Source organism: Bradyrhizobium sp. Pa8 (genome assembly GCF_052588265.1).
Genome location: NZ_CP176767.1, coordinates 1,117,104 through 1,130,863 on the forward strand (window position 1 = coordinate 1,117,104; position 13,760 = coordinate 1,130,863).

At 62.2% G+C, this 13,760-nt stretch carries 12 protein-coding genes; 9 read left to right on the plus strand and 3 right to left on the minus strand.

Going from position 1 to position 13,760, the window contains the following annotated elements; genetic code table 11:
• The first annotated feature begins 33 nt into the window (after positions 1-33).
• The 4 genes from ACKWRH_RS05200 to ACKWRH_RS05215 all read left to right on the plus strand — a co-directional run bounded on the left by ACKWRH_RS05200 (position 34) and on the right by ACKWRH_RS05215 (position 4,515).
• On the plus strand, positions 34-1,161 hold the full coding sequence (locus ACKWRH_RS05200) for an acyl-CoA dehydrogenase family protein (RefSeq protein ID WP_445219591.1): 1,128 nt from the start codon (positions 34-36) through the stop codon (positions 1,159-1,161).
• A 15-nt stretch (positions 1,162-1,176) separates the two neighbouring features.
• Positions 1,177-2,421: an acyl-CoA dehydrogenase gene (locus tag ACKWRH_RS05205; protein WP_445219592.1), complete on the plus strand. Its 1,245-nt coding sequence runs from the start codon at positions 1,177-1,179 to the stop codon at positions 2,419-2,421.
• Positions 2,422-2,430: 9 nt separating this feature from the next.
• Positions 2,431-3,675, plus strand: a complete 1,245-nt coding sequence (locus ACKWRH_RS05210; protein WP_445219593.1) for an acyl-CoA dehydrogenase — start codon at positions 2,431-2,433, stop codon at positions 3,673-3,675.
• Between the two features lie 138 nt (positions 3,676-3,813).
• Positions 3,814-4,515 (plus strand): nitroreductase, encoded by a 702-nt coding sequence (locus ACKWRH_RS05215; protein ID WP_445219594.1) that lies wholly within the window; start codon positions 3,814-3,816, stop codon positions 4,513-4,515.
• Between the two features lie 68 nt (positions 4,516-4,583).
• Here the strand turns inward: ACKWRH_RS05215 and ACKWRH_RS05220 are convergent, their stop codons facing one another.
• Together ACKWRH_RS05220 and ACKWRH_RS05225 are read right to left on the minus strand one after the other, a co-directional pair.
• Entirely contained in the window at positions 4,584-5,132 is a 549-nt protein-coding gene (locus tag ACKWRH_RS05220; RefSeq protein WP_014491704.1) for a sigma-70 family RNA polymerase sigma factor, read from the minus strand.
• The gene (locus ACKWRH_RS05225) at positions 5,132-5,362 is read right to left on the minus strand and encodes a NepR family anti-sigma factor (protein ID WP_028157779.1); all 231 of its coding nucleotides are present in this window, start codon (positions 5,360-5,362) and stop codon (positions 5,132-5,134) included. The genes ACKWRH_RS05220 and ACKWRH_RS05225 overlap by 1 nt, the downstream gene beginning before the upstream one ends.
• Positions 5,363-5,583: 221 nt before the next feature.
• Between ACKWRH_RS05225 and ACKWRH_RS05230 the strand changes: the two genes are divergently transcribed.
• The 5 genes from ACKWRH_RS05230 (at position 5,584) to ACKWRH_RS05250 (ending at position 12,644) form a co-directional block, all read left to right on the plus strand.
• Entirely contained in the window at positions 5,584-6,390 is an 807-nt protein-coding gene (locus ACKWRH_RS05230) for a response regulator (protein WP_014491706.1), read from the plus strand.
• Between the two features lie 139 nt (positions 6,391-6,529).
• Entirely contained in the window at positions 6,530-7,144 is a 615-nt protein-coding gene (locus ACKWRH_RS05235; RefSeq protein ID WP_445219595.1) for a nuclear transport factor 2 family protein, read from the plus strand.
• Between the two features lie 63 nt (positions 7,145-7,207).
• Positions 7,208-7,396, plus strand: coding sequence for a hypothetical protein (locus tag ACKWRH_RS05240; RefSeq protein WP_445219596.1), 189 nt, complete (start codon positions 7,208-7,210; stop codon positions 7,394-7,396).
• A gap of 30 nt (positions 7,397-7,426) precedes the next feature.
• Complete coding sequence (locus ACKWRH_RS05245; protein ID WP_445219597.1) at positions 7,427-11,056, plus strand: hypothetical protein; 3,630 nt, start codon at positions 7,427-7,429, stop codon at positions 11,054-11,056.
• Positions 11,057-11,378: 322 nt separating this feature from the next.
• Positions 11,379-12,644: a tyrosine-type recombinase/integrase gene (locus tag ACKWRH_RS05250; protein ID WP_445219598.1), complete on the plus strand. Its 1,266-nt coding sequence runs from the start codon at positions 11,379-11,381 to the stop codon at positions 12,642-12,644.
• Positions 12,645-12,783: 139 nt separating this feature from the next.
• Here ACKWRH_RS05250 and ACKWRH_RS05255 read toward each other — a convergent pair whose 3' ends face one another.
• Positions 12,784-12,990, minus strand: coding sequence for a hypothetical protein (locus tag ACKWRH_RS05255; protein ID WP_445219599.1), 207 nt, complete (start codon positions 12,988-12,990; stop codon positions 12,784-12,786).
• Positions 12,991-13,760: the final 770 nt, after the last annotated feature.

Genomic DNA, 13,760 nt, shown 5'->3' on the forward strand with positions numbered 1-13,760 from the left:
CCCGGAATGACAGCAAGAAAAAGGTAGCCCGCCATGAACTTCGATTTCTCCGACGACCAAAAGCAGCTCCGCGACCAGGCGCGCAAATTTCTCACCGAAAAATGCTCGCCGAAGGCGGTGCGCGTCGTGCTCGACGGCAAGGCGCCCTACGACAAGGAGCTGTGGAAGGGGCTCGCCGAGATGGGCTTCCTCGGCGTTGCGATTCCGGAAGAATTTGGCGGTGCGGGCGCGGGGCATCTCGAGCTCTGCGTGATCGCGGAGGAGATGGGCCGGGCGAATGCGCCGGTGCCGTTCTCCTCGACAGTGTATCTTGCCGCCGAAGCGCTGCTGATCGCGGGCAGTGATGCCCAGAAGAAGAAGTGGCTGCCGGCGATTGCCTCGGGCGAGGCGATCGGCACGCTGGCGCTGTTCGAGGGCAAGGGCAATCCGTCGCCGAAGAACGTCAAGCTCACCGCTGCGAACGGCGTGCTGAACGGCGTCAAGAGGCCGGTCGCCGATGGTGCGATCGCCGATTTCGCCGTGGTTGCCGCGCGCGCGGGATCGAGCGGTCGCGACGGCGACATCTCGCTGTTCCTGGTCGACCTCAAGGTCGGTGGCGTCGAGGTGAAGAGCCTCACCAATCTCGATCCAACCCGGGGGCAGTCCGAAATCACGTTCAGGGATTGCAAGGCCGAGCCGCTGGGAGCTGCGGGTGAAGGCTGGAGCATTTTGACCCAGGTGCTCGACCGCGCCGCGGTGCTGTGCGCCTTCGAGCAGGTCGGTGGCTCCGACCGCGCGCTGGAGATGGGCCGCGATTACGCGCTGGACCGCATCGCCTTCGGCCGCCAGATCGGCTCGTTCCAGGCCGTCAAGCACATGCTCGCGGACATGTATGTGTCGGCGACGCTGGCGCGCTCCAACAGCTATTATGGCGCCTGGGCGCTTTCGACCAACGCGGCCGAGCTGCCGGAAGCCGCCGCCGCCGCGCGCATCAGCGCGACGCAGGCGTTCCAGCACTGCGCCAAGAACAACATCCAGGTTCACGGCGGCATGGGTTTCACCTGGGAGTTCGACTGCCACATGTACTACCGCCGCGCCAACGCCATGGCGCTCGGACTCGGCAGCCTGTCCTATTGGGAGGACCAGCTGATCGACCGCATGCGCAAGAAGAACGCGGCGTAAGCGAAGGACACGACCATGAACTTCGACGACACCCCGCAGGAAGCCGAATTCCGCGCCACAGCCCGCGCCTGGATCGGTGCCAACGCGCCGAAGCAATACGAGGAAGAGCTGCGCAAATCTTCGCTCGGGCGCACGGCGCTCAAGAACGCCAACATCCTTGAAGTGGCAAAAGCCTGGCAGAAGAAGAAGGCCGATGCCGGCTGGGCCTGCCTGCACTGGCCGAAGGAGTATGGCGGCCGCGGCTCGTCGCCGATCGAGCGCGTGATCTGGCAGCAGGAGGAGGGGCCGTTCGGCCAGCTTTCCCGCATGTTCATCATCGGCCACGGCATGTGCGGACCGACCATGATGGCGTTCGCGCGCGAGGAGCATAAGCGCACCTATCTGCCGCCGCTCGCCTCCGGCGAAAAAGTCTGGTGCCAGCTGTTCTCCGAACCCGCCGGCGGCTCCGACGTCGCGGGTCTGCGCACGCGCGCGGAAAAGGATGGCGATGACTGGGTGATCAACGGCCAGAAGATCTGGACCTCGGGCGCGCACTATTCCGACTATGGCATCCTGCTGACCCGCACCGATCCGACCGTGCCTAAGCACAAGGGTCTCACCATGTTCTTCCTGGACATGAAGAGCCCGGGCGTCGAGGTGCGGCCGATCAAGCAGGCGAGCGGCGCCTCCGACTTCAACGAGGTCTATTTCACCAATGTCCGCATTCCCGATCATCAGCGCCTCGGCGAGGTCGGTGACGGCTGGAACGTCTCGCTGACCACGCTGATGAACGAGCGCAGCGCGATCGGCGCGGCCGTCTCGACCGGTTTCCCGGAACTGTTCGAATATTGCTCCAGCCTGATGCTCGACGACGGACCGGCGATCGAGGATCGCGCGGTGCGCTCGAAGCTTGCGAACTGGGCGGCGAAGGCGAGCGGGCTGAAGTACACCAGCATGCGCGCGATCTCGGCGCTGTCGAAGGGCGAGCGCCCGGGTCCGGAGAATTCCATCGGCAAGCTGGTGGCGGGCTCGATGATCCAGGACGTCGCGACCTACGCGCTGGATCTGCAAGGTGCCAGCGGCGTCGTCAGCGGCGAGGATGGCGAACTCGCCGGCCGTTTCCAGGCGATGCTCTTGCGCGCGCCGGGCACCCGCGTCGAAGGCGGCACCGACGAGATCATGCGCAACATCATCGCCGAGCGGGTGCTGGGCCTGCCCGGCGATATCAGGGTCGACAAGGACGTGCCGTTCAACATGATCCCGACCAAGGGAAGAGGGTAGAGGTCCGCCATGAATTTCGACGACACCCCGCAGGAAGCCGCATTCCGCGAGACCGCGCGCAAATGGGTCGAGGCCAATGCGCCGAAGGAATTGCACGCCGAGCTGTCCAAATCCTCGCTCGGCCGCATCCGGCTGGCCAATCATGACATCGTCGATGTCGGCAAGGCCTGGCAGAAGAAGAAGTTCGAGGGCAATTGGGCCTGCCTGCACTGGCCGAAGGAATATGGCGGCCGCGACGCCACGCCGATCGAGAAGGTGATCTGGCAGCAGGAAGAGGGCGTCTACGGCAAGCTGACGCAACCGTTCCAGATCGGCGAGGGCATGTGCGGCCCGACCGTGATGGCTTTTGGCAGTGAGGACGCCAAGCGCCGCCATCTGCCGAAGCTCGCCTCCGGCGAGGAGATCTGGTGCCAGCTGTTCTCCGAACCGTCCGCCGGCTCCGACGTCGCGGGCCTGCGGACGCGCGCGGAGAAGGAAGGCGACAATTGGGTCGTCAACGGCCAGAAGATCTGGACCTCGGGCGCGCATTATTCCGACTTCGGCCTCCTGATCGCGCGCACCGATCCAAACGTGCCCAAGCACAAGGGCCTCACCATGTTCTTCCTGGACATGAAGAGCCCGGGCGTCGAGGTCCGCCCGATCAAGCAGGCCAACGGCATGCAGGAGTTCAACGAGGTCTATTTCACCGATGTGGCAATCCCCGACAGCCAGCGCCTCGGCGCCGTCGGCGAGGGCTGGAGCGTGTCGCTGACGACGCTGATGAACGAGCGGATGTCGATCGGCTCACGACTTGCGACCGGCGTCCCCGAAATGTTCGAGTTCTGCTCCAATCTGATGCTCGAGGACGGGCTCGCCATCGATGATCCCGCCGTGCGCTCGAAGCTCGCGAGCTGGGCGGTGAAGTCGAGCGGGCTGAAATACACCAGCTACCGCGCGATCTCGGCGCTCTCGAAGGGCGATCGGCCAGGGCCGGAGAATTCGATCGGCAAGCTCGTCTCGGGCATGATGCTGCAGGACATCGCGACCTACGCCATGGACCTTCAGGGCACGGCCGGTGTTCTCACCGGCGCCGACGAGGAGACCGTGCAGGGCCAGTTCCAGCAGATGCTGCTGTCCTCACCCTCGATGCGTATTGCCGGCGGCACCGACGAGATCTTGCGCAACATCATCGCCGAGCGCGTGCTGGGATTGCCGGGCGACATTCGCGTCGACAAGGACGTGCCGTATAACAGGATCCCGACCAAGGGGCGGTGATCCAGCCTCTCGCTGTATCTCGTAGGGTGGGCAAAGCGAAGCGTGCCCACCATATGCAGATGCGCCGGGGTGAGTCTGTCGGTGGGCACGGCGCTATCGCGCCTTTGCCCACCCTACGAGAGGAGCGCGAGCTAATTCATGGATGCAAAAGTGAGCCAGACCCAGGACCGCATCGGCGTGCTCGAGGAGCTCCTCAACGAGCGCTACTCAGTCCGCGCCTTCCTGCCCAAGCAGGTCGACCGCGCGACCATCGAGCATGTGCTGACCACCGCGCAGCGCACCGCGTCCTGGTGCAACAGCCAGCCGTGGCAGGTCATCATCGCCAGCGGCGCGGCCAAGGAGTGCTTTCGCCAGGCGATCTACCAGGAAGCATCTGGCGGATTGGGTGACGATTACGACTTCACCCCGCCGCGCGAATATGTCGGTGTCTATCTCGAGCGCCGCCGCGAGAGCGGGTTTCAGCTCTACAACACGCTCGGCATCGCGCGCGGTGACAGAAGCGCCTACGCAAAACAGGCGCTGGAGAACTACAATTTCTTCGGCGCGCCGCATGTCGCGATCATTCACACCAACGAGCCGCTCGGCATCTACGGCGCGATCGATTGCGGCGCCTATGTCTCGAATTTCATGCTGGTCGCGCAGGCGCTCGGGCTCGGCACCATTCCGCAGGCGGCGCTGGCGCGCCATTCCGGGCTGATCCGCCGCCACTTCAATCTGCCCGACGACCGCCGCGTCGTCTGCGGCATCTCGTTCGGCTATGCCGACGACGCCCACAAGATCAACAGCTACCGCACCTCGCGCGCGAGCGTCGCCGACACGGTGACGTTCGTCGAAGAGTAGTTAGACGCGCAAAGGCGGCCGCAGAAACGGCCGCCTTCGCATTCGTCTCGGTCCGGTTGACGCGGCCGCTATCCACCGCTGCCGCCGATCACGGCGCGCACGGTCTCGTCGGGCCCGAAGTCCTCGGCGCCATCGACATAAAGCAGCGCAGCGAGCTTCGAGCGCGCGCGATTGACGCGGCTCTTGATCGTGCCGACTGCACAGCCGCAGATCGAAGCTGCGTCCTCATAGGAGAAGCCGGAGGCGCCGACCAGGATCAAGGCCTCGCGCTGGTCCTGCGGCAGCTTCTCGAGCGCGCCGCGGAACTCCTCGAACTCGAGATGCGCGTTCTGCGACGGCTGCGTCTTCAGCGTCTTGGCATAGTTGCCCTCGGCATCCTCCACCTCCCGCCGCCGCTTGCGATAGTCGGAGCGGAACAGGTTGCGAAGGATCGTGAACAGCCACGCCGGCAGGTTCGAGCCGGGCTGGAACGAGTCGATGTTGGCGAGCGCACGCAGAAGCGTTTCCTGCACGAGATCGTCGGCGCGATCTGCGTTGCCGCTCAGCGAGATCGCGAACGCGCGCAGACTGGGCACGGCCGCGAGGATGTCGTCACGTAGGGAGTCCGTGAGAGGCATTAATCCCTCCCATTGTTGTCGTTGGAGCTCCTGTCGGGTTCCACTTGGGGTGCGCCTCCCGGCGCATCAAGCTTCTTGATCAGTTCCGCGAACCGGTCCGGAACCCCCTGCCGCACCACGTCGTCGTACATGGCGCGCAGCTGGTGGCCGATCCGGGACTGGATTTCCGGAGTGAGGCCTCCCTTGCCGGGGGTCGTGCTTTTGCTGGCTTGAGACTTGAGATCTTTCATGACCTGTTCCACGTTTCCCCGAGTTAAGTAACTGTAAAATCGAGAAGTTCTCTCAACCGGGAGCCGTTCCCTGGATAGGCACAATTCCAGGTTCGACAAAAAGTTCCCAGATAAGCGGAACTTTTCTTGGCGTGAGGCGTAGACAGCCCAGCAGGGGAACCAGGGCCTCCCCGCTTGTTGCGTGGTTCGTCAAGGTCGGCCCGAAGATGAATGGAGTGGGGATGTCCCGTTCGCAGCTTGTTGCTGAACACTTGCCGTTGTTGCGCCGGTACGCGCGCGCCCTGACGGGCAGCCAGGCCTCCGGTGACGCCTATGTCGCAGCCATGTTGGAAGCGATGCTCGGAGATCCGTCCGTGCTCGACGAGAGCCATGGTCCGCGCGCCGGCCTGTTCCGGCTGTTCACCCAGATCTGGAATTCGGTCTCCGTCAACGACGATGCCGAGGTGACGACCCTGCCGATGCCGCCGGAGCGGCGGCTGTCGAACATCACGCCGCTGCCGCGGCAGGCGTTCCTGCTGCTCTCGCTCGAAGGATTCTCGGAAGAAGAAGTCGGCTACATCCTCGGCACCGACGTCGCCGAGACGCGGCGGCTTGCCGATGCCGCGGGACGCGAGATGGCGGCCGAGATCGCGACCGACGTGCTGATCATCGAGGACGAGACCTTCATCGCCATGGACCTCGAGAGCCTGGTGAAGAATCTCGGTCACAATGTCGTCGGCGTCGCGCGCACCCATGCCGATGCGGTGGCGCTGGCCAAGAACAAGCGGCCGGGCCTGATCCTCGCCGACATCCAGCTTGCCGACGGCTCGTCGGGCCTGGACGCCGTCAACGAGCTGCTCCGCACCTTCGAGGTGCCGGTGGTGTTCATCACCGCCTATCCGGAGCGCTTCCTGACCGGCGAGCGCCCCGAGCCGGCGTTCCTGATCTCAAAGCCGTTCCAGCCCGCGATGGTGTCGGCGGTGGCGAGCCAGGCGCTGTTCTTCCAGCGCAACTCGCGCAACCGCGCGCCCAAGGCGCCGGCGGCGTAAGGAAGGCGCAATTTAGCGAAACAATCTGATCCGGCGTGCTGTCAGGCACGCCGGATTTTTCGTGACCGCTCCGCCGCGCTTGACGGCCATCGCGTTCGCCGCTCATACCTCATGCATCGCCCCAATCGGAGATGTGCCCATGGACCAAGCGCTGCTCGACCGCCTCGCCATCCGCGACCTCGTCGAGAACTGGGCGGTGTGGCGCGATGCCGGCGACTGGGAGCGCTTTGCCACGGTCTGGCACGACGAGGGCTGGATGTCCGCCACCTGGTTTCAGGGGTCGGCGCGGGATTTCATGCGCGTCAGCCAGGAGGGGTTTGCCAAGGGCGTGCGCATCCTGCATTTCCTCGGCGGCACCAGCATCGATCTTTCGGGCGAGCGGGCCATTGCCCAGACCAAGACGACGATCTCGCAGCGGGCCCTCGTGCACGACGTGCTCTGCGACGTCGTCTGCACCGGGCGCTTCTACGATTTCCTGGAGAAGCGGCATGACCAATCAGGCATTGGTAAATGGGGCATTGTTCGCCGCCAGCCGATCTACGAGAAGGACCGGATCGACCCGGTCGATCCCGCCGCAACGCTTCAGCTCGACCAAAAAGCGCTCGCTGCGCTCCCCGAAGGCTACCGCCACCTCGCCTACATGCAGGAATTGATCGGCTACAAGATCAAGCGCGACATGCCGGGCCTGATCGGCGCCGAGGTCGAGAAGCTCTATGGCGAGGGACGGGACTGGCTCGCGGGGAAGCCGAAGTAAATCCCGGACAATCTTTGACGCGCCATGATCCGCTTCTGCGCGTATGTCTCGCGCAAATCCTGAATGCGCGTGGTCGCCGCAATTTTCGTCACGCTGCTGATAAATTCATCCAGCAATATTCACGCGCATACGCCTCACGGCTTTGTCACTGATCAACAGCTTCGCGAAAATATGGGCTGCTTGACAGGCATTTTCAGCCGTCGCAGTTTTAAGTTGAAATGGTCGTCGAATGATTTTGCTTTGCTCGTTTGATTTTCCAGGCACCAAACGTGGAGCATTCATATGACGGCTATTCCTCCCGCCAGTGGCGTTACGCTCCACGATGGCGACACGATGGATGTCAGTGGCGGCATTTCCGTTGATAGCACGACGATTTTTGCCGGCGGCTTGCAGACGGTCGGCGGATCTTTCTCGACGAGCACGGCAACCCACACTGTCATCTATGGCGGAGAACAGGACGTCGTCTTTGACGGCGTCGCCAGCTATACGACCATCTACCAGGGCGGCATCCAGCGCGTCACCGGCCAATATATCCATGAAGGTCCAACCCCGGGCGCAGCCGATCACACCACGATCAATGGTGGCGGCGAGCAGGACGTCGACACGGGAAGCGCAACGGCGACGACTGTCAATTCCGGCGGCCTCCAGAACGTGACGAATGGTGGCACCGCCAGCGGCACCATCGTCAATTCCGGCGGTGTTCTCAAGGTTTCGGGTGAAACGGTCGAAACGGCGCCCGTGTATCCGGAGCCTGTCATCCGAAGCGTGGCAACCGCTGCAACCATCAACTACCAGGGCGAATTCGACGTCACTGGCGGCGGGACTGCAGTGAACGCCGTGGTCAACGGCGGCGTCATGACTGTCTCGGGATCGATACCCGATCCGTTCGCCAACGTCCCCGGCCAGCCGGCCGTCGACGCCAGCATGGCGACGGGCACCATCGTTGAAGGTTTTGGAACGTTGACGGTGTCGGACGGAGCGGTCGTATCGGGCACGATACTCCAGAACTTCGGCACGTTGAACGTTGATGCAGGCGGCACGGCAACCGGCACGACCATCAATTACGGAACGTTGGTGCTGTCCGCCGGCGCGAGGGCGACCAACACGACCGTCAATCAGTATGGCGGCCTCATTGTGCTTGGCAACGCCGATTTTTCGGAGACAGTCTTTAACGCCGGCAGCACCTTGCAGATCGGCGATGGCACGATTGAAAACGGATTTGTTGTCGCGAGCAGCGTGACGCTGGCCGTCCTGGACGGCGGTGTCGCCAAAAACACTGTTGTTTCCGCAGGCGCAACGCTCATCGCTGAAGCTGGCGCGACGCTGTCCAATACGACGTTCCAGAGCGGCGCAACGTTTATTGCCGACTACGGCTACACGGAAAACGGCTTCACCGTATCGAACGGCGTATTGTTCAAGGTGTTCGGCACGGCCACGAACACCACGATATCAGCGGGTGGCAAGGAAATCCTGGGCAACTTCGACCTGGGAGCCACCGCCAGCAACACCGTTATCAATGGCGGCGAACAGGATGTCGGCCTTAGCTCCACCGCGAGCTACACCACGATCAACATGGGCGGCATTCAACGTGTCGCCGGCATCTATCTGCACGATGCGCCGGGGCCGGGCCGGGCCGATCACACCATCGTCAACAATGGTGCCGAGCAGGACGTCGATACCGGCATCGTGACGTCAACCACCGTCAACGCCGGCGGCGTCCAGAATCTCACCAATGGGGGCTTTGCAAGCGGCACCATCGTCAAGACGGGCGGCATCATCAATGCTTCGGGAGAGACGCTCTATCATTCTCCCGGGGCCCCATACAGCACCGTCATCAGAAGCGAAGTCGATTTTGCCGTTGTCGACAGCGGCGGCCAATTGCACCTGTTCGGGGCGGGGATCGCCAAGAAGGCCACCATCAATGGTGGTGTGATGACGGTTTCGGGATTCATTGTAGACCCCACGGCCGATCCAAGCGCACCGGCGCTCGACGCCAGCGCGGCGAGCGGGACGATCCTCAATTCAGGAAGCATCTCCGTCTCGGACGGCGGCATCGTCACCTCCACGACTTTGAACGGCGGCACGCTTGACGTGCTCGATCACGGCACCGCGAACGCTTCGACCATTTATCATGGCGCCACAGAGCTCGTCGAAGCGGGTGGCATTGTCGGCGCGACCACGATCGCCGGCGGCATGCTTGATCTCGAGGCGGGCGCGATTTCCGACGACGCGATCACCTTCTCCGGCCAAGGCGCACTCAAGATCGAGCAGAAGCTGGTTTCAGGCGCTTCGACCTTTGCAAGCCAGATCAAAGGCATTGTGCTCGGTGACCAGATCGACCTTTCCGGACTGTCCTATGCAAGCGGCGCAACGGTAACTGTATCCGGCTCGAAGCTCACGGTCAGCAACGGTGCGGCCAGCGAGACCTTCACACTGGCGGATACGTCGGTCACGCGCTTTGGCATCGCGAAAGACGGCTCCGGCGGCATTCTGCTGACAGCCGCAGCCCTGCCGACCATTGCTGGAGCCGTGTCGGGACAAACGACCAGCAACGGAGCTGCGATCAATCCGTTCGCGAGCGTAACGATCACAGATCCAAACGCGGCAGCAACGGACAGTCTGATCATCACGCTCGCGGGCGCCGCCGGCATCCTGTCCGGAGCAGGATTGATCTCGCTTGGAAACGGAACCTACGAGCTGACAGCTACCACCGCCGCCAACCTGACCGCCGAGTTGCACGCCCTCACCTTTGTCGCCTCGCCGCACGGAGACGGCAGCGCAACGACCACTTTCACCCTGAGCGACACGAGCAGCGTCGGCGTGACCGTCAGCGACGCCCACACGTCCGTCACAGACACGCATCAAGCCGGGAGCACGACGATCGACGGCCCGGCATCCGGTTATGCGGTCATTCAGGGCACGACGGGCAACGACATCATCCACGCCTATGGCATGTTCAATACCATCCACGGCAATGGCGGGAGCGATACGATCTACGCCGGATCATACGGTACGGTTGATGTACCGAGCGGTGACAGCACCGTCTATCTGGAGGGGATCGTCAACCACGTAACCGGCGGCAACGGCAACATCACGGTGACGGGATCGACAGGCGCCACGACGATTGCGCTCGGCAACGGCAACGACACCATTAATGCTGGCGGATATGGAAACATCATCTCGCTGGGCAACGGCAACGATGTTGTCCATCCCGGTGACGGCGCGAGCCAAACGACGGCCGGCAATGGCAACGACCGAGTGACGCTTTCCGGATATGGCAACACGGTCGTGCTTGGGAATGGCAACGATGTCGTCACGGGCGGAGATGGCGCCAATAGCGTCACTCTCGGCGATGGCAACAACACCGTGAATCTCGGCGGGATGGGAAACCAGATCACCGTCGGCTCGGGAACGAACACGATCATGGCCGGCAGCGGATCCGACAACGTCGTTGCTGGCGCGGGCCACGATACAATCGTACTTGGCGGAGCTGCCAATCACGTGGTGCTCAACGGGTCCCAGGCAAACGTGACAAACCAGATTGGCCAAGACGTCATTACGGTCAATGGCGGATCAGACCAGTTTAACTTTGCCGGGTTTGGCAATCAGGCCATCATCAATGGCCCGGCCCACGTCAACATCATTGATCACGGCACGGGTCTGACAGTCTCGATTAACTCCAGCAGCCAGGTCGATACGATCTCCGGATTTGGCAATGACACGCTCGGCGTCGTCGCTCTTGCCAACGGCATAGGTGATTACCACTCCGCCGCCGACATCATGGGCGCGCTCAGGAGCGATGGGCATGGCGGGACGCTGCTTGCGCTGGGGAGCGGTCCTGACGCAGGGTCTATCGACTTCGTCGATACCGCAGTCAGTCAATTGCACGCGTCGAATTTCATGATCGTGTAGAGACCAAGCTTCTTTGCAACGATAGCGAAGCATTCGGGCCCATGAGGACGCCCTTGAGGTTTGCCCTCGCTGGCCTGGCCGGTGCGGAAGATGGGGGCGAAGCCAAAAACCTGGAAAATTCCCCCGGACAAAAGTAAGGCGCGACTGGCATCACCACGTCCGTGGTGGGATGCCGCGCTTGTCCTTGATCGTTCGCTGTAGGCTCCTAACCCGTTGTAAATTCTGCTATAATCGCGTAACTTGAAATTCGCCGCCGTTCACGGACGTTCGCCGCCATCCGCTGCAATCCGTGTTCAATGGTGGGGCGGATGGTGGGGCGGTTATGACTAAAAGACAGTTGCATAAGCTCTCCGCTCGAGAAGCGGAGACCATCGTTGAGCCCGGCCGCCACAGCGACGGGGGTGGGCTTTATCTTGCGATTGAGATTGGAGCACATGCGCGGCGCCAATGGATTTTCCTGTACCGCGTGCGCGGCACGGGCAAGCGGCGCGAGATCGGGCTAGGCGCCGCTAAGGGCAAAGGCAGGGACGGCATCTCGCTGGCGGACGCCCGTCTCAAGGCCGCAGACACACGCAAGAGACTGGCCGAAGGCAAGGACCCAGCGGCGGAGCGGCGCGCCGAAATAGTCGCGGCTAAGATGTTCGGAGAATTCGCGGATGCCTTCCTCGTATCGATCAAGGCGGGCTTCAAAGGCAAAAACACGCTGGCCGACTGGACACGAGACCTGAAGGTCCGGTGCAAGCCAATCCGGGATATCGAACTCGCCAATCTCACGGTGAACGACGTGTTGAGGATCTTGTCGCCCATATGGATGACGATCAACCGCACGGCGCGCGAAACGCGAAGCCGGATTGAGCGCGTGCTTGACGCTGCGGAGGCCAGAGGTCTTCGGTCGGGGAAGAACCCCGCCATGTGGAAGACCCTGAAGCCGCTCTTACCGAAGTCGAAGCGGTCTAAGCGCCATCACAAGGCCGCACCCTACAAGGACGTGCCCGGCATCGTCCAGGCGCTGCAGGCCAACCACGGAGCGGCGGATACCGCCGTCAACCTTGCGGCTGAATACATCATCTTGACGGCGGTGCGGACTGGAGAAGCCTGCCTGATGCGCGTGCGCGAGGTGGACTTCGCAGAGCGGCTTTGGACCATCCCTGCGGAACGGATGAAAGCCGAAGACCATCCAGAAGGCAAAGATTTCCAAGTGCCGCTCTGCGACCGCGCGGTCGCGATCTTGAAGGCGGTTATCCCGAAGGAGGCTGTGCGCGAGGCGTACGTATTCGCCGGGCAATGGTCCAAAGACCATACGAAGCCGCTCGGTATGAATGCTGTGCTCCACGCCCTCAAAGCCGTCTATCCGGCGATGACAACGCACGGGTGCCGGTCCAGCTTCCGCGATTGGGCGGGTGATGAAACCCGCTTCGAGCGTGAAATTGCGGAGATGGCATTAGCCCACAAAGTGGGAGATGAAACGGAGCAAGCTTATCGGCGGGGCAATGCGTTGAAGAAGCGACGGCAGCTGATGGACGCTTGGGGCCGATACCTCGCAAGCGGTTCTAACGTGATCCGACTTCCTCGCCGCGAGCCGGTATAGATCCCAAAGATGGCGTGCCGAGCCACTGGCTTCGTCCTTCGCCTGCAGCGTCGCGCCTTTCATTCAGCTTACGAACGAACCGCCTATCGCAAACCTCGGATGACTGATCGAGAAGTTGGGTAGGTGCGTGTTGCAATCGTCATCTGCGCCAGTTCTGGCCGAGCTCATCGTCGAACCACATCTCAGCGTCATAGTCGGTCCCCGTCGCCGAGCGGAAGTTCAGGTAGTGCGACAGCCAGGCCTTGAACTCACAGAAGCTGGGATCCTCTCGCTTCTCTTCCGGCAGCGCATCGTACCAGTGGGTAGCAAGCGCCCGGATGGCGCGCTCTGATTCGAACCTCCTCATGAGCGATTCTAGCAAAACAGGTGCTCATTGACCGAGTCGCGCCCACGATCCCGCAGCAACTCAGGACGTGCTCACCTCCTATCTGCCGGACAACGGCATAGTAGGTCTTGACTTGCAGCATATGAAATCGCTGCTTCAGATCCCTCGCTCCGGTCACTACTCCACTCTCCTGGTAAAAGAGGGAGCTGCGACGAGCACGGTTCAGATATCTTCGCAAGCTGGGGGCGCAAGGTATCGCATATATGAAACGTTCATGTCCGGATCGTTCGGATAAGCTCAGGGAATTGGCGCGCAATCTCCGGTATTCAGACCCAGGTTAGGCTCCCCGCAAAACGCAGCGGCTCAGGCGTATCAGTCCTATAATCCTTTGGCTCTTCTTCGCCGCAAGGCGGCGAGTGGCCCCGTGATCGCGCTGGAAAAATGCATTTACTCACAGTAAACAGCAGGAATAGGGCGCTCGATTCAAATAGAAATCTACGCGTTAGCCGGTTAAGCGGCGACGCAGCGAGTGCTGCTCTCATTCTGTGCTCTAATCGAGAGCGTTGCATGCCCAATCACGGCCTTGTCTCGGGAAGTCTCCTCGCACTTACTGCGGCTGGCATCGCGCTGCTTTGCTCGAGCCAGCTCGCCTTTGCCTTGATCTAAACCAACAAACTGCCGGCCTTTCACGCCGCAGGAAATGATTGGCACTGGACCATGCAGCAGAACCTTAAGGGTGCAGGCAGATCATCTGGAACTGCAAGAGTTGTTCGATGGTCGCCTCGTGAATC

What these genes read in the sequence shown, in the direction of transcription:
- ACKWRH_RS05200 (WP_445219591.1), top strand. Translation starts at nt 34, where the DNA reads ATGAACTTCGATTTCTCCGACGACCAAAAGCAGCTCCGCGACCAGGCG.
- ACKWRH_RS05205 (WP_445219592.1), top strand. Translation starts at nt 1,177, where the DNA reads ATGAACTTCGACGACACCCCGCAGGAAGCCGAATTCCGCGCCACAGCC.
- ACKWRH_RS05210 (WP_445219593.1), top strand. Translation starts at nt 2,431, where the DNA reads ATGAATTTCGACGACACCCCGCAGGAAGCCGCATTCCGCGAGACCGCG.
- ACKWRH_RS05215 (WP_445219594.1), top strand. Translation starts at nt 3,814, where the DNA reads ATGGATGCAAAAGTGAGCCAGACCCAGGACCGCATCGGCGTGCTCGAG.
- ACKWRH_RS05220 (WP_014491704.1), bottom strand. Translation starts at nt 5,132, where the DNA reads ATGCCTCTCACGGACTCCCTACGTGACGACATCCTCGCGGCCGTGCCC.
- ACKWRH_RS05225 (WP_028157779.1), bottom strand. Translation starts at nt 5,362, where the DNA reads ATGAAAGATCTCAAGTCTCAAGCCAGCAAAAGCACGACCCCCGGCAAG.
- ACKWRH_RS05230 (WP_014491706.1), top strand. Translation starts at nt 5,584, where the DNA reads ATGTCCCGTTCGCAGCTTGTTGCTGAACACTTGCCGTTGTTGCGCCGG.
- ACKWRH_RS05235 (WP_445219595.1), top strand. Translation starts at nt 6,530, where the DNA reads ATGGACCAAGCGCTGCTCGACCGCCTCGCCATCCGCGACCTCGTCGAG.
- ACKWRH_RS05240 (WP_445219596.1), top strand. Translation starts at nt 7,208, where the DNA reads ATGCGCGTGGTCGCCGCAATTTTCGTCACGCTGCTGATAAATTCATCC.
- ACKWRH_RS05245 (WP_445219597.1), top strand. Translation starts at nt 7,427, where the DNA reads ATGACGGCTATTCCTCCCGCCAGTGGCGTTACGCTCCACGATGGCGAC.
- ACKWRH_RS05250 (WP_445219598.1), top strand. Translation starts at nt 11,379, where the DNA reads ATGACTAAAAGACAGTTGCATAAGCTCTCCGCTCGAGAAGCGGAGACC.
- ACKWRH_RS05255 (WP_445219599.1), bottom strand. Translation starts at nt 12,990, where the DNA reads ATGAGGAGGTTCGAATCAGAGCGCGCCATCCGGGCGCTTGCTACCCAC.